At 56.8% G+C, this 20,671-nt stretch carries 20 protein-coding genes; 9 read left to right on the forward strand and 11 right to left on the reverse strand.

What is annotated here, in order from left to right; all coding sequences use genetic code 11:
• Positions 1-29: 29 nt before the first annotated feature.
• Complete coding sequence (locus tag BM395_RS12795) at positions 30-1,022, forward strand: asparaginase (protein WP_090512396.1); 993 nt, start codon at positions 30-32, stop codon at positions 1,020-1,022.
• Positions 1,023-1,154: 132 nt separating this feature from the next.
• On the forward strand, positions 1,155-1,613 hold the full coding sequence (locus tag BM395_RS12800; protein ID WP_090512399.1) for a GNAT family N-acetyltransferase: 459 nt from the start codon (positions 1,155-1,157) through the stop codon (positions 1,611-1,613).
• Between the two features lie 34 nt (positions 1,614-1,647).
• Here BM395_RS12800 and BM395_RS12805 read toward each other — a convergent pair whose 3' ends face one another.
• From BM395_RS12805 to BM395_RS12840, 8 genes are all read right to left on the reverse strand, one after another.
• Positions 1,648-2,058 carry a GFA family protein gene (locus BM395_RS12805; RefSeq protein ID WP_090512402.1) on the reverse strand — a complete coding sequence of 137 codons (411 nt, stop codon included), beginning with the start codon at positions 2,056-2,058 and terminating at the stop codon, positions 1,648-1,650.
• A 220-nt stretch (positions 2,059-2,278) separates the two neighbouring features.
• On the reverse strand, positions 2,279-3,550 hold the full coding sequence (locus BM395_RS12810; protein WP_090512705.1) for a serine hydrolase domain-containing protein: 1,272 nt from the start codon (positions 3,548-3,550) through the stop codon (positions 2,279-2,281).
• 272 nt (positions 3,551-3,822) lie between these two features.
• Positions 3,823-3,999: a hypothetical protein gene (locus tag BM395_RS23355; RefSeq protein WP_170827744.1), complete on the reverse strand. Its 177-nt coding sequence runs from the start codon at positions 3,997-3,999 to the stop codon at positions 3,823-3,825.
• A gap of 20 nt (positions 4,000-4,019) precedes the next feature.
• Positions 4,020-4,418 carry a hypothetical protein gene (locus tag BM395_RS12815; RefSeq protein WP_170860593.1) on the reverse strand — a complete coding sequence of 133 codons (399 nt, stop codon included), beginning with the start codon at positions 4,416-4,418 and terminating at the stop codon, positions 4,020-4,022.
• A gap of 249 nt (positions 4,419-4,667) precedes the next feature.
• The gene (locus BM395_RS12820; RefSeq protein ID WP_090512404.1) at positions 4,668-4,934 is read right to left on the reverse strand and encodes a YrhK family protein; all 267 of its coding nucleotides are present in this window, start codon (positions 4,932-4,934) and stop codon (positions 4,668-4,670) included.
• Between the two features lie 526 nt (positions 4,935-5,460).
• Entirely contained in the window at positions 5,461-6,369 is a 909-nt protein-coding gene (gene glsB / locus BM395_RS12830) for a glutaminase B (RefSeq protein WP_069899979.1), read from the reverse strand.
• Between the two features lie 338 nt (positions 6,370-6,707).
• Positions 6,708-8,528 (reverse strand): sodium-extruding oxaloacetate decarboxylase subunit alpha, encoded by a 1,821-nt coding sequence (gene oadA / locus BM395_RS12835; RefSeq protein WP_069899980.1) that lies wholly within the window; start codon positions 8,526-8,528, stop codon positions 6,708-6,710.
• Between the two features lie 11 nt (positions 8,529-8,539).
• The gene (locus tag BM395_RS12840) at positions 8,540-9,955 is read right to left on the reverse strand and encodes an acetyl-CoA carboxylase biotin carboxylase subunit (RefSeq protein ID WP_090512707.1); all 1,416 of its coding nucleotides are present in this window, start codon (positions 9,953-9,955) and stop codon (positions 8,540-8,542) included.
• A 225-nt stretch (positions 9,956-10,180) separates the two neighbouring features.
• Here BM395_RS12840 and BM395_RS12845 point away from each other — a divergent pair, with 225 nt between their 5' ends.
• Entirely contained in the window at positions 10,181-11,143 is a 963-nt protein-coding gene (locus BM395_RS12845; RefSeq protein WP_090512410.1) for a LysR family transcriptional regulator, read from the forward strand.
• Here the strand turns inward: BM395_RS12845 and BM395_RS12850 are convergent.
• Entirely contained in the window at positions 11,085-11,309 is a 225-nt protein-coding gene (locus tag BM395_RS12850; protein WP_090512412.1) for a PA3496 family putative envelope integrity protein, read from the reverse strand. The two genes, BM395_RS12845 and BM395_RS12850, sit on opposite strands and share 59 nt — an antisense overlap.
• 532 nt (positions 11,310-11,841) lie before the next feature.
• A complete protein-coding gene (gene hexR / locus BM395_RS12855; RefSeq protein ID WP_069900112.1) occupies positions 11,842-12,708 on the reverse strand; it encodes a transcriptional regulator HexR in 867 nt (288 codons plus the stop codon).
• Between the two features lie 110 nt (positions 12,709-12,818).
• Here hexR and zwf point away from each other — a divergent pair, with 110 nt between their 5' ends.
• Complete coding sequence (gene zwf, locus BM395_RS12860; protein WP_170827745.1) at positions 12,819-14,306, forward strand: glucose-6-phosphate dehydrogenase; 1,488 nt, start codon at positions 12,819-12,821, stop codon at positions 14,304-14,306.
• Between the two features lie 18 nt (positions 14,307-14,324).
• On the opposite strand, the gene BM395_RS12865 is transcribed toward zwf, so the two are convergent.
• On the reverse strand, positions 14,325-14,990 hold the full coding sequence (locus BM395_RS12865) for a hypothetical protein (protein WP_069899983.1): 666 nt from the start codon (positions 14,988-14,990) through the stop codon (positions 14,325-14,327).
• 299 nt (positions 14,991-15,289) lie between these two features.
• Here BM395_RS12865 and uvrD point away from each other — a divergent pair, with 299 nt between their 5' ends.
• The 5 genes from uvrD to BM395_RS12890 all read left to right on the forward strand — a co-directional run bounded on the left by uvrD (position 15,290) and on the right by BM395_RS12890 (position 20,667).
• Positions 15,290-17,485, forward strand: a complete 2,196-nt coding sequence (uvrD, locus tag BM395_RS12870) for a DNA helicase II (RefSeq protein WP_090512415.1) — start codon at positions 15,290-15,292, stop codon at positions 17,483-17,485.
• Positions 17,486-17,518: 33 nt separating this feature from the next.
• Positions 17,519-18,631 (forward strand): TRAP transporter substrate-binding protein, encoded by a 1,113-nt coding sequence (locus BM395_RS12875; RefSeq protein ID WP_090512419.1) that lies wholly within the window; start codon positions 17,519-17,521, stop codon positions 18,629-18,631.
• A gap of 161 nt (positions 18,632-18,792) precedes the next feature.
• Positions 18,793-19,632 carry a Tim44 domain-containing protein gene (locus BM395_RS12880; protein WP_090512422.1) on the forward strand — a complete coding sequence of 280 codons (840 nt, stop codon included), beginning with the start codon at positions 18,793-18,795 and terminating at the stop codon, positions 19,630-19,632.
• A 133-nt stretch (positions 19,633-19,765) separates the two neighbouring features.
• Positions 19,766-20,134: a VOC family protein gene (locus BM395_RS12885; protein WP_090512425.1), complete on the forward strand. Its 369-nt coding sequence runs from the start codon at positions 19,766-19,768 to the stop codon at positions 20,132-20,134.
• 125 nt (positions 20,135-20,259) lie between these two features.
• Positions 20,260-20,667 carry an SMI1/KNR4 family protein gene (locus tag BM395_RS12890; RefSeq protein ID WP_069899988.1) on the forward strand — a complete coding sequence of 136 codons (408 nt, stop codon included), beginning with the start codon at positions 20,260-20,262 and terminating at the stop codon, positions 20,665-20,667.
• Positions 20,668-20,671: the final 4 nt, after the last annotated feature.

Here is a 20,671-nt window from a genome sequence, read left to right on the forward strand (position 1 = left end):
CTTTTTTTAGCCTTCATTTAGGAGCCAACATGTCTGCGTGTGAAAAACTCCTGCTGCTCTATACCGGCGGCACCATCGGTATGCAGCAAAGCGCCGACGGACTGGCGCCGGCCTCGGGGTTTGAGGCGCGCGTACGAGCCCAACAAGCACAGGCTGGCGATCTGCATCTGCCTGACTGGTGCTTCCGCGAACTGCTGCCGCCCATCGACAGCGCCAACATGAGCCAGAGCAACTGGCTGGCAATGGTCGACGCTATCCGCGCCGGCATTGAACAAGACGGCTGCGATGGCGTGCTGGTTCTGCAAGGCACCGACACCCTCGCCTACAGCGCCGCCGCATTGAGCTTTTTGCTGTTGGGCCTGCCGGTGCCGGTCGTGCTTACTGGCGCCATGTTACCGGCCGGCGCTGAAGGCAGCGACGCCTGGGCTAACCTGTTTGGCGCCATGCAGGCATTGCATCAAGGGACCGCGCAAGGCGTTCAGGTGTACTTCAATGGCGCGCTGATGCACGGCGCCCGCGTCAGCAAACTGCAAAGCGATGCCTTCGACGCCTTTACCATATTGCCGCGCCAGCGCATGGCCGAGCGCGCGACCCAACTGCCCGACGCGATCAACTATCGCGTACAACGCCAGCCGGTGAATATTGCCGTGCTGCCGTTCTATCCAGGCATTCAGGCCAGCCATGTCAGCGCATTGCTCAACAGCGGAGTTCAGGCACTGCTGCTTGAATGCTACGGCAGCGGCACCGGCCCATCGGATAACACTGAACTACTGGCCACGCTCAAAGCGGCTCACGAGCGCGGCGTGGTGCTTGCCGCTATCAGTCAGTGTCCGCAAGGGCATGTCGAATTTGGCGTGTATGCGGCTGGCAGCCAACTGCGCAACGCCGGGCTAATATCCGCGGGTGGCATGACTCGCGAAGCCGCCTTGGGCAAGTTATTCTGTTTGTTGGGCGCGGGCCTGCCACCTGCAGAAGTCGAGCACTGGTTTGCTCTGGACCTCTGCGGCGAACGCGCCGAATAAGACATCGCTGAAGCCCCTGGCAGCATGGTTGCCGGGGCATTTTCAACGCATGATTTTGTTCCGCCAAGGCCGTGAACATCACTGCCAGCTGAATCAAAAGTTCCTCGAACAATAATTACAGGAGGACGCAACATGCCCGCTCGTATCGAGATAGAAGTTCGCCCCGTCACTGCTGACGATCACGCCGCGTGGCTGCCACTGTGGCAGGGTTATCAGCGCTTCTACATGACCGAAATTCCAAGCGAGACCAGCGACATCAACTGGCAGCGCTTTCTTGATCCTGCCGAACCGATGCACGCAGCACTGGCCTGGCATGAAGGTGAGGCCATTGGCTTGGTGCACTGGGTTTACCACCGCTCAACCTGGACGGTTGAAGATTACTGCTACCTGCAGGACTTGTTCATCAATAAAGCCGTGCGCAGCAACGGCGCCGGACGCAAGCTCATTGAGTTTGTTTATGAGCAGGCCAAGCAAGCCAGCTGCGCACGAACTTACTGGCTCACCCACGAGAGCAATAGCCGCGCCATGCTGCTTTATGAGCGTGTGGCCGAGCGCTCCGGCTTTTTGCAGTACCGCAAAGTCTTCAAATAAATTGATCAACCCAGCGTGGCTGCGCTGGGTTGAGTCACTCCAGCGGTGGAAACTCGGGATAACGCGGCAAGGCGTCGGCAAACTCAGCCCAGGCCAGATGCTCCGCATGCCAATAATGCAAAGTCGGCTCTATAAGTTGCGGCGTGTCGAGACTGCCAACACTGATATCAATCAGGCCCGGCAGAAACGTCGCTGTGAAGGTAATTTGCGTGCCGCAAGTTGCACAAAAGCCGCGCTGAGCATCTTCTGAGGATGCATAAAGCGTGGTCTCTCCCTGAGTAAAAGTAACCTGCTCCTGTCGATATAACGCCCAGGCAACAGCGGGCGCAGCATGGGCACGGCGGCACATTGTGCAATGACAGATCGCCGCCATCAGCGGCTCGCCCTCGACGCTGTAACGCAGGCTCCCGCACAAGCAACCGCCCTCTAACCTTGCAGTCTGCATCATCCATCTCCAGTCAGTTGTGTGTCAGAAAATCCTAGACCACGGCACCGCGTTACGCAGTAAAAGCGCGGCGAAGACTTAGCTGGATAATTAGGCTGGTTTGAAGGGCCGCGGCGATGCCCGCAGCAAGGGTTGTGACGCATTTGCGATAAAACAAAAAGGGGGATGCTCGGCCGAGCAGCCCCCTTTCTTCACGGATAGAAGTAAACCTTCGAGCCGCTTATTTCAGCGCTTTGATAGCCGCTGCAATGAAGTCGTAAGTCTCCATCTCTTGCTTGTCCATTTCCGGCTCTGGCCATGCACTCCACACGACAGCGACTACGTTTTCCTTGCGGTTAACATAGACAAACTGACCAAAGATGCCCTGCGCCTCAAAGGCTCCGTCATGTTGAGGTAACGCCGCCTCGCCCGCGGGGAATAGCCACCACTGGTAGCCGTAGCCAAGGATGTAATCGCCGCCATACAGCTTGCCCGGTGCCAGGTAAGAAGCCGGGTCCACTTCAGTGGCTTTATCCAGCCAGCCTTTTGGCAGAATGCGTTCGCCGTCGATAACCCCGTCATTGAGGATGAACTGACCGAAGCGGCCGTAATCCTTCAAGGTTGCCGAGAAACCACTGCTACCAATCTCTTGACCCGCTTGTGCATCGAGCTGCCAGAACGCCGGCTTCTCCATACCCATACGCGCCCAGATGCGATCAGACAGATAGTCACTGGTGGTCATGCCCGTCGCTGCGTGAATCAATTCGCTCTGCAGGTGCGATTCGCCCGTGCTGTATTTGAAGACGGTGCCCGGCTTGGATTTGCGCTTGAGCTGGCTCATCTGCTTAACCAAAGCGCCAGGTGTGTTCGACAGCTGCAGCTCGAACATTTTGCGGCGGTCAGAGGTGATATCGCGGTACGTCTCGTTCCAGTCGGCGCCAGAACTCATGCGCAACACATTCTCAACCGTGACGTCGTCATAAGCACCGCCTTTGAGCGCTGGCAGGTACTGAGTGATCGGCTTCTTAACATCGATCAGCCCTTGCTCCACGGCCGCGCCGACCAAGGTCGAAGAGATCGACTTGACCACACTGAAAGAGGTCCAGCGGGTATCAGCATCGTTGCCAAGACCGTATTTTTCCAACCGTACTTTGCCGTCTTTAATGATCAGTACGCCGCCAACGCGGTTACGACGCATGAAGTCATCAACGGTTTGCTTCGCGCCATCGGCCTCGTAGGTAACGTCGAGATTGCCCTCTTGCGGCAACTCATAGACCTTTTCGCCACGCGCAACAGAACGGGTGAAGTAGACCTTGTCCATGTTGCGATACGTGCCTGGTTGGTAAAGCGGCGGCAGGTCGTACAAGTCTTGGCCACGGCCAATATATTCGTGATTGATCGCCAGACCCGCATCTTTGGGTGCGGGTGTTGAGTCCGTGGCTGCCTGTGCATAACCATTCACCAGAAGGCTGATACTCAACGTGAGTAAGCTGCCAGTGGCTCGAAGTGTCATCGACATTACGCGTCCTTATTTTTTGACTTGGAGATGGATTGTCGTCGTACCTTAACTAAAAAATTTTCAGATGTCCCGAAGCAGCCAACCCATGGCCGCCCAGAAACTAAGCGGCTAAAAGTCGTGTACTCAAGACATCATTGGAAAAATGGACGACGCACATAAAGTGTGTGGCCACAAACGCAAAACGGCGGATTTATCCGCGCTGATTCCGCGTTGATAAATCCGCCGCTAGGGCTTAGTGCAAAAACGTGTCAGGTGGCCGAGCGCGTTCAGTCCGAGATATCAATCATCATGCCGATGCCTGCACCAATCATGCGTCCGGCCTGCTCATCACCGGCCATACGGCCAACACCACCCCCGACCATACCGCCCGCGACAGTCGCGCAAGCAGACAAGATAAAAGCCGCGCAAAGCAGCGCAGCCACAGCCGAATAAATACGGTTCATTGCTGAGTCTCCTGAGCCGGTCACTGATTACCTTTAACCACATTTCTCCAGAGCACACCCATCACCAGCTTGTCGCGCCCGTCTGGGTTGGCTTCGTACCAAGACGTTATGCGCGCCTCAATTTCAGGCAGCTTCATGCTGGAAACGCCCTTGGTGATCGCAGCCCCCATCGGTGGAGCATCCAGACCGTGACGCTTGGCGTAGGCCGCTTCGGCGATCAGCATATTGGTGACGCCAATCAAAAACGCTCGGCGCTCACCGGAGGAAGAACTCATCCAGTTATTACCATCAACAACTACGGGGGATGCCTTTTGCTCGCCCAGCGCGCCTGCAGATGCCAAAACCAGGCAAAGCGCCAAAGTGTACTTACTCCATTTCATGTCGATCTCCAGTGATGAAAGACAGGAGCGCAGAAGCATTTCAACGCCCCGACCTCGGTAGGCTACGCAGCAAAATCAAGGGCAACGGAACCGTGTGCGCCCTAACCCAAGACATCAAGCTGGCAGCTGCATGCACAAAAGAAGTTAAGCAGCAGGCAGCCACTCAAGTATCCCTAAGCCCATGAATGCTTATATCGATTGCGAGTAAAAATTGAGCGTATACAAGCTTTTGGTATGGCCGGCGGCAAGCCGAATCCAGCGACAGCACAGGGCTGCACGCGTTGTTTGCTAGGTCTGATTGGCCAAATGGCGACCCACGTGGATCAGACTCGCAAGCTTGATCATCGGCTTGATAAGCATCTGCGCACTGCCCGCAATAAACAGCCAGGTGCCGGTTTGCATCAGCGAATCGCTTAAAAAGAAAAAGCTACCAACAAGAAACCAGATCGCGATCAGCAAATCATTGAACGCGCCTACAGCCTCGTAGCGCCGCTGAATAACAACATGGCGCTGAATAAAATTCGGAATGGGTATTTTGGGGTTGTTTGAGTTCATTAATCCTCTCTGCTGGGTAAGTCGGATGCTTGGCTTCGATCAGGCAAGGCACGTTTTTGAATGGGCTGAAACGGCTTCGAACAGCAGGCTCTGGATGAAGTTCAAGCTTCTTCGTGTTGCACACAATACGCGCTATGGGATGTAGGGCTTGGCCGAGACGGGAGCGGCAAGCCTTGCCTACTCATAGTTTCACTGACCAACTGATACGGCGAACTGATCGCTTCGGTGCCAGTAAATCCCAGCACCTGAAAGTCGTGTTGCAAACCTTGAATCTGCACGCTGAAATGGGTTTCGTTGCTGGGGTTGAACATCCCTGACTCGCTTTGTACGTCATCCCTGAATACAGCAAGAAAACGCTAAACCACGCGTATCTAAACCGACTGAAAGTGTTGATATAGAGCATTCATCAAGAAATTCATGAACACGCAGGGGGATGTTATACGCCGGTAACAAGTTCGGCATGGGGCGGCAGGTCAATGAACCTTGATAATGCGCGGAGGAATTTAAGCCCATAAGGCTGAGCCAGTTAGAACACCGACCAGCCAATCCGATCACTGAGCATTTCCAGAGCTGCAAGCCCTGCCAGTGAGTTACCTGACGGATTCAATTCTGGCGACCAGACGCAGATCGAATAGCGCCCCGGAACGACTGCAACGATGCCGCCGCCGACGCCGCTCTTGCCGGGCAAGCCGACGCGGTAGGCGAAGTTTCCTGCCTCATCGTACAGCCCGCTGGTGGCCATTATGGCGTTGATCTGTTTGGCTTGGCGTGGGCTCATGATGGTTTCGCCGTTGTGTTTGCACACGCCAGCATTGGCCAGAAAGCAGAATGCCCGCGCCAGGTCTGCGCAGTTCATGCGCAGCGCACAGTGATTGAAGTAACTGCGCAGAACGGAATCGACATCGTTATGGAAATTGCCGAACGACTTCATCAAATAAGCAGCCGCCGCGTTGCGCGCTCGATGCTGGTATTCGGACTCGGCAACCTTGCTGTCGATGACGATTTCGCAGTTTCCCGAAAGGCGCCGCGCCATGTCACGCATCGACAGTGACGGTGCGGCGAAGCACGACTCGTTAATATCGCAGATGACCAACGCGCCCGTGTTGATAAACGGATTGCGCGGAATACCGCGCTCCAACTCAAGCTGCACCAGCGAGTTGAAGGGCTGACCCGACGGCTCATAACCGAGGCGCTGCCAGATCGCTTCGCCTGAGTGGCTCACCGCCTGCACCAGGCTAAAAACCTTGGAGATACTCTGAATCGAAAACGGCGTGTGCGCATCGCCGGCACAGAACAGCTCGCCTTCATTGCTGTACACCGCGATGCCGAGTTGATTCGGCTCAACGCAGCCCAACGCCGGAATGTAATTGGCAACCTTGCCCAGACCAATCAGCGGGCGGGTCTTCTCGATAATTTCATCTAGCAACGCTTGCATCTGATCGACTCGTGATGGCTCTGAACAGCGTCCAGACTACCGTTGCTAGACGCGCCCCGGCTAGGCGCAATCACACAAACCGACCCGACCCAAACAAAAAAAGGGAGCCATTTGGCTCCCACTGAGAAACTTGTAAATTGTTCGGGGCCAGCGCTTAAGCGCCGAATGACACAATCCCCGATTGCGCTTCGAGAAGCTCAGCAAGCGGCACATGCACAGGTTAAAAACAGGCTAAGAACGAGCGAGGTCACGCTCAACTTGACTCATTTTAATGAGCATTCTTTCGCCTGTTTCAACCCCGCAATGCCTGGCTGCATTCGCTTTCAGCGCTGCCTAAACTAGGCAATCTCGACCAGAACTTCACCCGGGTTAACCCGATCGCCTTTGGCCACGTGAACGGCTTTGACCGTACCGTCGATTGGCGCCTGCACTTCGGTTTCCATCTTCATCGCTTCGGTGATCAGCAGTGACTGACCGGCCTTGACCGTGTCGCCCTCTTTGACCAAAACGTCGACGATGTTGCCCGGCATGCTGGTGCTGACATCGCCCGGCTCGCTGGCTTGTTTGCGCTTGCCACCGGCACCGGCGACGAAGTCGTTCAAAGGCTCGAACACCACTTCTTCCGGCATGCCGTCGATCGACAGGTAGAAGTGACGCTTGCCATCACCTTTCACGCCGACACCGGTGATGTCTACGCGATAGCTTTCGCCGTGAACATCGACCACGAACTCGGTCGGTACGCCTTCCCCACCCGCCGCTGCAACGCCGCTACCGTCCGGAATTGGCAGCAACACTTCGGGCACCAGCGTGCCGGCTTCACGTTCCTCGAGGAACTTGCGCCCGATATCCGGGAACATGGCGTAGGTCAGCACGTCTTCTTCAGACTTGGCGACTGTGCCAATCTCTTCGCGCAGTTTCGCCAGCTCCGGCTTGAGCAGATCAGCCGGACGCACGTCGATCACTTCTTCGCTGCCGATCGCCTGCTTGCGCAGCTTCTCGTTGACCTTGCCCGGCGCCTTGCCGTAACGGCCTTGCAGGTAAAGTTTGACCTCGTTGGTGATGGTTTTGTAACGCTCACCGGCGAGCACGTTGAACACCGCCTGAGTGCCGACAATTTGCGAGGTCGGGGTCACCAGTGGCGGGAAGCCCAGGTCTTCACGAACGCGTGGAATCTCAGCGAATACTTCGTTGATACGGTTCAGCGCGCCCTGCTCTTTGAGCTGGTTGGCCAGGTTGGACATCATCCCGCCCGGCACCTGATTCACCTGAACGCGAGTGTCGACAGCGGTGAATTCGCTTTCGAACTGGTGGTACTTCTTGCGCACGGCATGGAAGTACAAACCGATTTCCTGCAGCAGCGCCAAGTCGAGGCCGGTGTCGTAAGGGCTGCCGCGCAGCGCGGCGACCATCGACTCGGTACCCGGATGGCTGGTGCCCCAGGCGAAGCTGGAGATGGTGGTGTCGATATGGTCAGCACCGGCTTCGATCGCCTTGAGCTGGCACATCGAACCCATGCCCGCCGTGTCGTGGCTGTGGATAAATACCGGTAGATCCACTTCATCTTTCAGCGCTTTAACCAACTCGGCAGTCGAGTAAGGCGTCAGCAAACCGGCCATGTCTTTGATGGCGATCGAGTCGATGCCCATTGCCTGCATGGCTTTGGCCTGATCGACGTAAGCCTGCGTGGTGTGCACCGGGCTCACGGTGTAGCTGAGCGTGCCTTGAGCATGCTTACCCGCCGCTTTTACAGCCTCGATGGATACGCGCAGGTTACGCACATCGTTCATCGCATCAAAAATACGGAACACGTCGATGCCGTTCACCGCTGCTTTGGCGACAAAGGCTTTAACCACGTCATCGCTGTAATGACGGTAGCCAAGCAGGTTCTGACCGCGCAGAAGCATTTGCAGACGGGTGTTCGGCAGTGCCGCTTTCAGCTTACGCAGACGCTCCCACGGGTCTTCCTTAAGGAAGCGCACGCAGGCGTCGAAAGTAGCGCCGCCCCAGACTTCCAGCGACCAGTAACCCACCTGATCAAGCTTGCCGCAAATGGGCAGCATGTCGTCGAGGCGCATGCGCGTGGCCAGCAGAGACTGGTGCCCATCACGCAGGACGGTATCAGTAACGGTGATCTTTTTAGGCGAAGACTTATTAACCATTTCTCAATTCCTCACAGGCCAGCGTGGGCAGCAATTGCAGTGGCGATGGCGATGGCCAGGTGCGACGGGTTACGTTTGATCGAGTATGCGGTCAGTTCCGGGTGGCTCTCAACAAAGCTGGTATTGAACTGGCCGCTGCGGAATTCCGGGTTACGCAAAATTTCCTGATAGTAGGCGGCAGTGGTTTTAACCCCCTGCACGCGCATGTCATCTAGGGCGCGCAAGCCACGGTCCATGGCCTCTTCCCAGGTCAGTGCCCAAACGATCAGCTTGAGGCACATCGAGTCGTAATACGGCGGAATCGTGTAGCCGGTATAAATCGCCGTGTCGGTGCGCACGCCCGGGCCGCCAGGTGCGTAGTAACGGGTGATCTTGCCGAATGACGGTAAGAAGTTGTTCTTCGGGTCTTCCGCGTTGATCCGGAACTGGATCGCGAAACCACGGTGAATAATGTCTTCCTGCTTGACCGAAAGCGGCAAACCCGAGGCAATGCGAATTTGCTCGCGGACGATATCGATACCGGTGATTTCTTCGGTAATCGTGTGCTCAACCTGAACGCGGGTGTTCATCTCCATGAAGTAGACCTCGCCATCGGCGAGCAAAAACTCCACAGTACCGGCGTTCTCGTAACCCACAGCCTTGGCCGCACGTACCGAAAGATCACCAATATAGGCGCGTTGTTCAGGCGTTAGCTGCGGGCTTGGCGCGATTTCGATGAGTTTCTGGTTGCGGCGCTGAATCGAGCAGTCGCGCTCAAACAGGTGCACGGCATTGCCGTGGCTGTCAGCCAGAACCTGCGCTTCGATGTGCTTGGGATTAACGATGCATTTTTCGAGGAATACCTCAGCGCTGCCAAAGGCCTTGGTAGCCTCGGAGATTACTCGCGGATACGCCTGCTCTAGCTCGGCTTTGCTGTTGCAGCGGCGAATACCACGACCGCCACCGCCAGAAGTGGCCTTGAGCATGACCGGATAACCGATCCGGTCAGCTTCGCTGAGCGCTTCGTTAATATCCGCAACGTTGCCTTCCGTGCCCGGAGTGACAGGCACGCCTGCTTTAATCATGCTGCGACGGGCTTCTGTCTTGTCGCCCATTCGGCGAATGACTTCTGCGCTGGGGCCAATGAACTTGATCCCGCGCTCGGCACAAATCTCTGCCAGCTCGGCGTTCTCCGAGAGAAAGCCATAACCGGGATGCAAGGCATCACAACCGGTTTCGACGGCCAGATTGACCAGTTTGCGGGGGTTCAAATAACCCGCCAGCGGGTCATCACCGAGACTATGCGCCTCGTCCGCACGCTTAACGTGCAGCGCCATGCGGTCGGCGTCTGAGTAGACAGCCACCGAGCGAATACCCATCTCGGCGCAAGCACGCACGATACGGACGGCAATCTCGCCACGGTTAGCAATCAGAATTTTCTTGATCACGAGCATCATCCTCGACCAATGGGCAAGCAAACCAGCCAAAACCAGTCAGCACGTGACCACTATCAAGTTTGTAGTGGCCGCCTATTCACCCTACGCCGTGTAGCGGATAACCCAAAATCAATAATTATTAGATTCAATATAAGTAATTACTTATGCATGGAGATAAACTGCGCTGAACAGGCCCGCTTTCGCGCGCTGAATAATCCCTGAAGGAGACCCCAGCCAATGCGTAAGTCACTGATGCGTATGACGTTGCGCCAAATTCAGGTATTCCGCTCAGTGTGCCAACAGCACTCTTACAGCCGGGCAGCTGAGGAGATGTCACTGACTCAACCGGCGGTCAGCCTGCAAATTCGACAGCTGGAAGAATTGATCGGCCAACCCCTGTTCGACTATGTCGGCAAAAAGCTCTACCTGACCGATGCGGCAGAAGCCCTGCGCAAAGCCAGCGACGATATTTTCGGCCGACTCGAAAGCCTCGACATGCAATTGACCAACCTGAAAGGCTCGCTTCAAGGGCAATTGAGTCTCGCCGTCGAGTCCAGCGCCAAGTATTTCATACCTCATCTTTTCGCCGCATTTCGTCGTGAATTCCCCGAAGTTAGCCTGCAATTGGTAGTGGTCAATCATCAACAGGCGATCAAGCGCCTGAGCACCAATCGCGACGATTTGCTGATCATGTCGCAAGTGCCAACCGACATGGCATTGGAGTTTCTGCCATTTCTCAACAACCCGATTATTGCGGTGGCGCCGCCCGATCACGCGCTGAGCAAAGCTAAAAAATTAAGCCTGGAAGACCTGACAAAGTGGCCGTTGCTGATTCGCGAGCAAGGCTCCGGCACACGCAAAGCCTGTGAAGACTACTGCAATCAGAAGCGCGCACACTTTGCGAATACTCTGGAAGTGGGTTCGATGGAGGGCCAGCGCGAATGCGTACTGGCAGGCTTGGGAATTGCTCTATTGCCACGCCACGCGGTACTGCGCGAACTGGCTTGCGGCGCACTCAAAGAGCTGCCGGTAGCCGAGCTGCCACTCGTGCGCAGCTGGTGCGTGGTCCACCCGCGCGGCAAGTATTTGTCACCGGTCGCGCAGGCCTTCTTCGATTTCGTACGCGGGCAGCGCAGCCAGATCAGCCAGCTGGCCGAGCAGTTTGCCGACCAAACTCGCGGGCACCAGCCAGATAGTTAGCTGCGATTATCTCGGGGAAGTCCGCCAGCTCATGTTGCAGCAGGCGCTGCTCGGCATAACTCTCAATCGCACGGCGATATTCCATACGACGCTGATCAATCACCTTGCGGCGAGCTTTAGCATCGGTGTTGTGTACGCTTGACGATTCTTCCAGATGACGAGGCATAGCATGACTCCCAGGCTGAATATCGGGAGCCATAGATTCCTAGCTGCGGATGACAGTTTGACTGCAAAGCCATTAAACAACGATGAACAGTGATCAGGGGTTGATCACGCCAGCGAAACACACCTAACTACCGGATCACACACGGAGGATGGTTAACCCGCAGGGTAAACCGTCATGACGATAGAACATTCAACGCAAAAGCCGCGACTGTCGAAAGACCGTCATGACGGAAGCCGCGATGCGGATTCCATCCTCCAACAACGCCCGATCACGCAAGGAGGATGGTTAACCCGCAGGGTAAACCGTCGTAGCGATCAAACATTCACCGCAAAGCCGCGCCAGTCGGAAGACCGTTATGACGGAAGCCGCGATGCGGATTCCATCCTCCGTCAACGCCCGGTCACGCACGGAGGATGGTTAACCCGCAGGGTAAACCGTCATGGCGATTGAACATTCAACGCAAAAGCCGCGCCTGTCGGAAGACCGTCATGACGGAAGCCGCGGTGCGGATTCCATCCTCCGGCGCAGAGGATCAATCTTCTGGGGTTTTCACTGTTTTCGGTGACAGGCGCAAGCTGCGCAGGCTGCGCTTAACGCTCTTCAAGTGATTAACCAGCGTTGGGCCACGAGCCATTGCGACGCCCATTGCCAATACGTCGATCACCACCAGATGCGCGATACGCGAGGTCAGCGGCGTGTAGATTTCGGTGTCTTCCTGCACATCAATCGCCAAATTCACGGTGGCCAGATCCGCCAGCGGGGTTTGGCTTGGGCACAGAGTAATCAGCGTCGCGCCGGACTCACGCACCAGATTGGCGGTGATCAGCAGGTCTTTTGAGCGCCCTGACTGCGAAATGCAGATCGCAACATCACCGGCCTTCAAGGTCACTGCCGACATCGCCTGCATGTGCGGATCGGAATACGCAGCGGCGGTCAGTAGCAAACGGAAGAATTTGTGCTGGGCATCTGCCGCTACAGCGCCGGAGGCACCAAAACCGTAGAACTCAACGCGCTGAGCGTGGGCGCACGCGGCTATCGCCTGCTGCAACGCTTGCGGGTCGAGCTTTTCGCGCACCTCCATCAGCGTGTGCAGCGTGGTATCGAAGATTTTCAGGCTGAAATCAGACACTGAGTCATCTTCATGGATCGCAAACTGACCAAAGCTGGCACCCGCGGCCAGGCTTTGCGCCAACTTGAGTTTGAGATCCTGAAAACCGCTGCATCCAATCGCCCGGCAAAAGCGCACGATGGTTGGCTCGCTGATGCCGACGCTGTGCGCCAGTTCAGCCATGGAGCTGTGCATCACCACCGCAGGATCGAGGAGTACATGATCGGCCACCTTGAGCTCGGACTTACGCAACAGGTGACGAGACTGGGCTATGTGCTGCAACAAATTCACAAGATTGGACTCGGATTCAATGGGCTTATCCATCGGCTAGCCGCATACGAGCACATGCTCGGGTATGATCAGGGGCTTGCCGGATTGTAGTGACTTTGTAGTTATACTACATGAGTGCCTCACTCGCACGATTTAACCGAGTTGGAGATCACGCTTTGAGTATTCCCTGCGACATTCTGGTGTTTGGCGGAACCGGCGATCTGGCGTTACATAAGCTGCTTCCGGCGCTCTATCACCTGCATCGCGAACGCCGCCTGCATTCAGACGTACGCATAATTGCCCTGGCGCGCAGCCCGCATGAGCGCAAAGCCTATCAAGCACTGGCCGAGCGCCACTGCCGCGCCCAGGTTGCCAAAGCCGACTTCACTGAAGAGGCGTGGGCCGAATTTGCCCAGCGCTTGGAATACCTGAGCATTGACGCCTCGCAGAGCGGCGACTTTGGCCGTCTTGCCAAGCTGCTCGGCAAGAATGAGGAACGCGTGCGGGTTTACTACCTGGCGACGGCGCCCAACCTGTTTGAAGACATCGCCTCGCATCTCAATATCGCCGGCCTCGCGGGCCCGAAAACGCGGATCGTGCTGGAAAAGCCGATTGGTCACTCACTTGAGTCGGCGCAAGCGATCAACGCAGCGATTGGTGCGGTATTTGATGAGCATCGGGTGTTCCGCATCGATCACTATCTGGGCAAGGAAACCGTGCAGAACCTGATGGCGCTGCGCTTTGCCAACGTCCTGTTCGAGCCGGTCTGGCGCGCTGCGCATATTGATCACGTGCAAATCAGCGTGTGTGAAACTCTCGGGGTCGAGAATCGGGGCGGTTATTACGATCACTCCGGCGCAATGCGCGACATGATCCAGAATCACCTGCTGCAACTGCTCTGCCTGGTCGCAATGGAAGCGCCGGTACGCTTCGATGCCGAGTCGGTGCGTAACGAGAAGGTTAAAGTGCTGGAAGCGCTGATCCCGATCAGCGGCCAAGACGTACGCGACAAGACCGTGCGCGGGCAGTACAGCGCCGGCAAGATCGGCGGGCAAGACGTGCCGGCGTATTACTTCGAGAAAAACGTCGATAACGACAGCGATACCGAGACGTTCGTCGCCGTACAAGCCGAGATAGGTAACTGGCGCTGGGCCGGCGTGCCGTTTTACTTGCGCACCGGCAAGCGGTTGGCGAAGAAAACCTCAGAAATTCTCATTCAGTTCAAATCAGTGCCGCATCAATTGTTTGGCGAAGGCGACGCCAACAGCCTGTTAATACGTCTGCAGCCCGAAGAGCGCATCAGTTTACGGTTGATGGCGAAAAATCCGGGCAAAGGCATGCGTCTGGAACCTGTTGAGCTGGACCTAAACCTTGCAGCCGCATTCAGCAAGCAGCGCCGTTGGGACGCTTATGAGCGCTTGCTGCTCGATGTGATCGAGGGCGACTCGACTCTGTTCATGCGCCGCGATGAGGTCGAGGCTGCATGGCAGTGGATCGACCCGATCATCAAAGGCTGGCAGCAACATTATCAACGCCCCCGCCCCTATCCTGCTGGCAGCAATGGCCCTGAGCAGTTGCAACATTTGCTCGAACGCCACGGTCGCGAGTGGATGGAATAGCGTCTGGCTGAGCCTTGGCTAGATAGCACCAAACAATGCATCCATGAGTTTGGGCGGCAAATGCCGGCTCAACTCATGGTCATTAATCGGCAGTAACTGCGGCATTAGCGGTATCAGTATCGCGGGTGACAGTTTGGCGCACACGTCAACCTGACGTTGCATGGGCAACATGCCGAGCAAGTTCGCCGATGCATCGACATCGCCCAGCTTAACCGCTTCCTCGGTGAGCTGGCGCAAGTAGCTGGTCGAGCAGTTGCGGATACTTTCCACCACCAGAAGCTCATTTTTCATGTACTTGATGACTTGCACCACGTGGCTGACGCTGTTGATGGCGAAGAACAGCACTTTCAACTGCATGCCCGTAAGCAAATCAGCAAAACCCGCCGCAGCTGAGAATTCTTGCTTGCTGCACAACTCACGCGTGAGCTTGAGATGAAAGCTATCGGGCATATTCAGGTAGGCATTACGCACGGTTTCAGGGTCGAGATGCGCCGCTAGTCTGGCAACCCGCTCAACTGACTCATACAAGGCTATTTCACGAAACGCATCAACCGATAGCTGGGCTACAGCGCTTGCCGCCTGCCTGGTGCTCATGCTTCGCAGCAGAACACGCTTGAACATTAATGGGGTTTTACCCTGTTTCGCCGTTAACAGGCGCACCGCAAGACTCGGAACATGAGACATGGCTAACATCCTTTTAAGCCAGTAGAACAAACACGTAATATCCTTATTACGGGTGCAGCACGCCTTGTGCTGGCTGGATTGGATCAAGATTGACCGGCGCACTAGCCAGATGAAAATCCCAATCTGAGACGGAGTATGCCGCAATAGTGGCCCCTTGATGCCACCTTGCTCACTTCTTGAAACTTATCTGCTACTCACATCACCTTTATGTACCGCTTGTCCGCTGGCCGGTTATTCGCGGCACGTATTAAAGCTCACGGCGGTTTGCCCAATATGGCGCAGCCCCCTAGAATGCCGCGATGCATGATGACATCTCGTTTCTCCTCAACTCTCTCAACGATGCCCAGCGTCAGGCCGTAGCGGCCAGCCTTGGCCGTCAGTTGGTTCTGGCCGGCGCAGGTTCCGGCAAAACTCGCGTGCTGGTGCACCGTATCGCCTGGCTTATTCAGGTCGAGCATGCCTCGCCGCACAGCATTTTGTCGGTAACATTTACCAACAAAGCGGCTGCGGAAATGCGCGCGCGTATCGAACAGATGCTCGGTCACAGCCCAGCCGGCATGTGGGTGGGTACGTTCCACGGTTTGGCGCATCGCTTGTTGCGCGCGCACTGGCAGGAAGCAGGACTGGCGGAAAACTTCCAGATCCTCGACTCCGACGACCAGCAGCGCATGGTCAAACGGGTTATCCGCGACCTTGGCCTTGATGAGCAACGCTGGCCCGCACGTCAGGCGCAGTGGTTCATCAACGCCCAGAAAGACGAAGGCCTGCGCCCGGACAATATTCAGCCGGCGGGTGATCACTACCTCGCCACCATGCTCAATATCTACAAGACCTACGAAGAAACCTGCGCGCGGGCCGGAGTCATCGATTTCTCCGAACTGCTGTTACGCGCGCTGGATCTGTGGCGCAACAAGCCCGGTTTGCTTGAGCATTACCAGCGCCGTTTCAGGCACGTACTGGTCGACGAATTCCAGGACACCAACGCCGTGCAATACGCCTGGCTGCGGATTCTCGCCAAAGGCGGCGACAGCTTGATGGTGGTCGGCGATGACGATCAGTCCATCTACGGCTGGCGCGGCGCCAAGATCGAAAATATTCAGCAGTTCTCCAGCGACTTCGCCGACGCCGAGATGATCCGTCTGGAGCAAAACTATCGCTCCACAGCTGGCATTCTCAAGGCCGCCAACGCCCTGATCGCCAATAATCAGGGACGCCTCGGCAAAGAGTTGTGGACCGAAGATGGCGACGGCGAACCGATTAGCCTGTACGCCGCCTTCAACGAGCACGACGAAGCCCGTTATGTGGTTGAGTCGATCGAAGATGCGTTGCACAAGGACGGTCTCAAGCGCAGCGAAATCGCCATTCTGTATCGTTCCAACGCCCAGTCGCGGGTGCTTGAAGAAGCCCTGCTGCGCGAGAAAATCCCCTATCGCATTTATGGCGGCCAGCGCTTCTTCGAGCGCGCCGAAATCAAGAATGCGATGGCCTACATGCGCATGCTCGATGGCCGCGGCAACGACGCCGCACTGGAGCGGGTAATCAACGTTCCAGCCCGCGGGATTGGCGAGAAAACTGTCGAGCAGATCCGCGAATATGCGCGCACCCACGACGTCTCGATGTGGCACGCGATCACCCTGATGCTTGAGCACAAAGCTCTGCCGGGCCGTGCCTCGGGGGCGCTCGCCGGCTTTATCGAGCTGATTGAAAACCTGGCCGCCAAAGTCGCTGAAATGCCGTTGCACCTGATGACCCAGACCGTTATCGAGCAAAGCGGCCTGATCACCTATCACAAGGCTGAAAAAGGCGAAAAAGCTCAGGCACGGGTGGAAAACCTTGAGGAACTGGTGAGCGCAGCGCGCGCTTTCGAGAACCACGAAGAACCCGAAGAAGACCTGACGCCGTTGCAAGCATTCCTCGGCCACGCCTCGCTTGAAGCAGGTGATACACAAGCAGCCGAAAACGAAGACAGCGTGCAACTGATGACCCTGCACAGCGCCAAAGGCCTCGAATTCCCGCTGGTATTTCTGGTGGGCGTCGAAGAAGGCCTGTTCCCGCACAAGATGAGCCTCGATGAGCCGGGTCGCCTTGAGGAAGAACGCCGTCTGGCCTACGTGGGCATCACCCGGGCGATGCAGAAGCTGATTGTCAGCTATGCCGAAACCCGTCGTCTGTACGGCAGTGAAACCTATAACAAAGTCTCGCGCTTTATTCGTGAAATACCGCCGGCACTGGTTCAGGAAGTACGCCTTTCCAACAGCGTTTCCCGGCCTTTCACCAGCAACAACCGCAACATGGGCGGCACCAGCATGTTCGCTGGCTCCGAGGTTCCGCAAACCCCATTCAGTCTGGGCCAGCGGGTACAACACTCATTGTTCGGCGAAGGCACCATTCTCAATTTTGAGGGTGCCGGGGCGCAGGCGCGGGTACAGGTTAATTTTGAAAGCGAAGGAAGCAAGTGGCTGATGCTCAGCTACGCCAAGCTAGAAGCCTTATAAGCACTACAACTGTCACTCTGGGGAGACACATTGATGAACCGCCGCACTCTGCTCGGCGCCGCTGCCGCGCTACTCGCCGCCTTCGGCATGACTGGCTGCAAGGAAGAAACCAGCCCTGCAAAGCAGGCACCCGCCGCGACCGAAGCCGCTGCAGCACCCGCAACCACATTCCACTGGAAGATGGTTACCGCCTGGCCAAAGAACTACCCGGGCCTGGGCACTGCGGCGGAGCGACTGGCTGAGCGCATTGCGACCATGAGTAACGGCCGTCTGACCATCAAGGTATACGCCGCTGGCGAGCTGGTTCCGGCCCTGGAAGTGTTTGATGCTGTGTCTCGCGGCACCGCTGAAATCGGCCATGGCGCGGCGTACTACTGGAAAGGCAAAGTGCCGGCGGCGCAGTTCTTCACTGCGGTGCCATTCGGTTTGTCAGCCAGCGAAATGAATGCCTGGCTGAGCAAGGGCGAAGGCCAGAAACTCTGGGACGAAGCCTATGCCCCGTATGGCGTAAAGCCGCTGGTAGTGGGCAACACCGGCATGCAGATGGGCGGCTGGTACAACAAGGAAATCAACTCGCTGGACGACCTCAAGGGTCTGAAAATCCGCATGCCGGGTTTGGGTGGCGAAGTGCTCAGCCGTTTGGGCGCAACCACCGTCAACCTGCCGGGCGGCGAAGTATTTACCGCGCTTGAAACCGGTGCAATTGATGCCACCGACTGGGTAAGCCCTTACAACGACCTGGCATTTGGCCTGAACAAGTCTGCCAAGTATTACTACTTCCCGGGCTGGCAGGAGCCGCAAGCGGTGCTTGAACTGCTGGTCAACCAGAAGGCGCTCGACAGCCTGCCAGCCGACCTCAAGGCGATTCTTGAAGAAGCCACACTGGCGGCCAATCAGGACATGATGGATGACTACGTTTATCACAACGCCGTTGCCCTGGCTGAACTGAAGAAGCAGAACGTGGTACTCAAACGTTTCCCGGATGAAGTACTGGCTGCCATGAAAGCCAAGTCCGGCGAAGTACTCGATGAGCTGGCCAGCCAGAACGAGTTGAACGGGCGTATCTGGACTTCGATGAAGAACTTCCAAGAGCAAGTGACGCCGATGCACGAAGTGGCTGAAAAAGAGCTGTACGACTGGCGGTAACCCTCCTCATCCAAACCCTCGCAGCCAGAAACTGCGGGGGCTTGGCCTGTTCGGTAAAAAGCCGAAACATTCTCTGTCTGGTCTTCCTTCCCTGCCTGGCGCAGTATCCCGCGCAAAGCTCCATTGTCAGCTAACCACTCATAACCAAGAGAAATTTCCTAATGCAGCGTTTTCTCAGCCTTGCCATGGCCTTGTGCCTGGCGATGACTTTTAGTCTTCACGCCGAAGCCAAACGTTTTGGCGGCGGAAAATCTTTCGGCTCCGCGCCGAGCCACCAAACGCGTCAGGCAGCCCCTGCATCGCAGCCAACCGCCGGTGCAGCAAAGGCTGGCGGTGCGGCCGCCGCTAGCGGTGCTTCTCGCTGGTTGGGCCCATTGGCTGGCCTCGCGGCGGGCGGCTTGCTGGCGTCGATGTTCATGGGTGACGGTTTTCAGGGCATGCAGATTTTCGACTTCCTGATCATCGGCCTTATCGCTTTCCTGGCTTTCCGCTTTATCGCGGCGCGCCGTCAGGCTGCTCAGCCACAAACTGCCAATGGCGCCCCGATGTCGCGTGAAATGCCGCAAGCAGCGCCAGCCGCTTCGATTTTCGGTAACAACGCCGCTGCCGCCAAGCCGGTAATCAACGCGCCTGCCTGGTTCAACGAGCAGAACTTCATTGCCGCTGGCCGTGAGCACTTCCTGAGCTTGCAGCAGCACTGGGACGCCAACGAAATGGACCAGATCAGCGAGTTCGTAACGCCGCAACTGCTTGAGTTCCTCAAGCGCGAGCGTGCAGAGCTGGGTGATGCCTTCCAGTCGACTTACATCGACGACCTCAACGTGCAACTGGATGGTGTTGATGACCAGAGCGACAAGACTATCGCAACGCTGACCTTCAGCGGCCTGTCGAAAACTTCGCGCTTTGATCAGGGCGAAGCCTTCAGCGAAAGCTGGCGCCTTGAGCGTGAAACTGGCGACAACCAGCCTTGGATTGTTGCCGGCATTCGCCAGAACGCCTAAAGCCAAACCCCGGTCGTTACCGCCGATTGCAGGGCTGCCTATTCAAGGTAGTGATCTGCAACCGGTTGTAGCACCGGGGTTTTTCTTTTCGGCTAGAGTGGCTTGATCAATCCAACACAAAGAGAGCACTCGCATGATCGGATACACCACCGTAGGTTCCAATGATCTGCCAAAGGCCAAAGCCTTCTATTCAGAACTGCTCGGCGAAATGGGCTGCAGCGCACTGATGGATCTGGGCCGCATCGTTCTGTTTGGCAAAGCACAAGGCCAGCCGATGTTTGCCGTTTGCACCCCGTTCGACGGCCAGCCGGCAACTGTCGGCAACGGCAACATGGTGGCATTGGCGCCCGGCTCGCGCGCAGCCGTCGACAGCCTCTATGCCAAAGCCATGAGCCTGGGCGCCGCTTCGGAAGGCGAACCTGGCGAGCGTATGCCCGGTTTCTACGGCGGCTACGTGCGCGACCTCGAAGGCAACAAGCTGGCATTCGTGCACATTGGCTAAATTTCCTCGCCACTGGGCTGTTTGCCTGCGCTTGGCTGCTGTATAAAGCGCCCATCAGACGCTAATGCGCGGCTTATTCAGCGCGCATTCATACTGCCAGCCATCCGCCTCTCAGGAGCCTGCCCGTGGAAGAAATAATCGATCAACTGCGCGAATTGAACGAACCCGTGCCAGTGCCGCTGGAATTGCCGGAAGAAGAAACGCTGGTCGAAATTCAGGAACAAATCCTCATCCATCTGCCGTTTGGCCTGCATGAATTTCTGCTCAAGGTCAGCGACGTGGTTTACGGTCGTCTGGAGCCGGTCACGGCTTGCGACCCGCAATCACACACCTACTTACCGGAAGTCGCATCAGTTGCCTGGTCGTTGGGCGTACCGCGTGAGTTGGTGCCGCTCTGCGAAGACCGCGGCAACTACTACTGCGTAGAAGAAGACGGCACCGTCGTACTCTGGGAAGCCGACACCGAAGAGCTCAACGAAGAGAGCTGGGAATCGGTCTGGCACTGGGCGCGTGACGTCTGGCTGGAAAGCTGATCAG

The sequence above is a fragment of the Pseudomonas marincola genome (assembly GCF_900116605.1).
Classification (GTDB): Bacteria; Pseudomonadota; Gammaproteobacteria; order Pseudomonadales; family Pseudomonadaceae; genus Aquipseudomonas; species Aquipseudomonas marincola.

Bases quoted from the DNA above. Each gene is read 5' to 3' on its own strand.
- glsB (WP_069899979.1), bottom strand. From the start codon at position 6,369: ATGCAAGCGTTGCTAGATGAAATTATCGAGAAGACCCGCCCGCTGATT.
- oadA (WP_069899980.1), bottom strand. From the start codon at position 8,528: ATGGTTAATAAGTCTTCGCCTAAAAAGATCACCGTTACTGATACCGTC.
- BM395_RS12875 (WP_090512419.1), top strand. From the start codon at position 17,519: ATGAACCGCCGCACTCTGCTCGGCGCCGCTGCCGCGCTACTCGCCGCC.
- BM395_RS12845 (WP_090512410.1), top strand. From the start codon at position 10,181: ATGCGTAAGTCACTGATGCGTATGACGTTGCGCCAAATTCAGGTATTC.
- BM395_RS12815 (WP_170860593.1), bottom strand. From the start codon at position 4,418: ATGCTTCTGCGCTCCTGTCTTTCATCACTGGAGATCGACATGAAATGG.
- BM395_RS12805 (WP_090512402.1), bottom strand. From the start codon at position 2,058: ATGCAGACTGCAAGGTTAGAGGGCGGTTGCTTGTGCGGGAGCCTGCGT.
- BM395_RS12800 (WP_090512399.1), top strand. From the start codon at position 1,155: ATGCCCGCTCGTATCGAGATAGAAGTTCGCCCCGTCACTGCTGACGAT.
- zwf (WP_170827745.1), top strand. From the start codon at position 12,819: ATGAGTGCCTCACTCGCACGATTTAACCGAGTTGGAGATCACGCTTTG.
- BM395_RS12850 (WP_090512412.1), bottom strand. From the start codon at position 11,309: ATGCCTCGTCATCTGGAAGAATCGTCAAGCGTACACAACACCGATGCT.
- BM395_RS23355 (WP_170827744.1), bottom strand. From the start codon at position 3,999: ATGAACCGTATTTATTCGGCTGTGGCTGCGCTGCTTTGCGCGGCTTTT.
- BM395_RS12810 (WP_090512705.1), bottom strand. From the start codon at position 3,550: ATGACACTTCGAGCCACTGGCAGCTTACTCACGTTGAGTATCAGCCTT.
- BM395_RS12795 (WP_090512396.1), top strand. From the start codon at position 30: ATGTCTGCGTGTGAAAAACTCCTGCTGCTCTATACCGGCGGCACCATC.
- BM395_RS12880 (WP_090512422.1), top strand. From the start codon at position 18,793: ATGCAGCGTTTTCTCAGCCTTGCCATGGCCTTGTGCCTGGCGATGACT.
- BM395_RS12820 (WP_090512404.1), bottom strand. From the start codon at position 4,934: ATGAACTCAAACAACCCCAAAATACCCATTCCGAATTTTATTCAGCGC.
- BM395_RS12885 (WP_090512425.1), top strand. From the start codon at position 19,766: ATGATCGGATACACCACCGTAGGTTCCAATGATCTGCCAAAGGCCAAA.
- uvrD (WP_090512415.1), top strand. From the start codon at position 15,290: ATGCATGATGACATCTCGTTTCTCCTCAACTCTCTCAACGATGCCCAG.
- BM395_RS12865 (WP_069899983.1), bottom strand. From the start codon at position 14,990: ATGTCTCATGTTCCGAGTCTTGCGGTGCGCCTGTTAACGGCGAAACAG.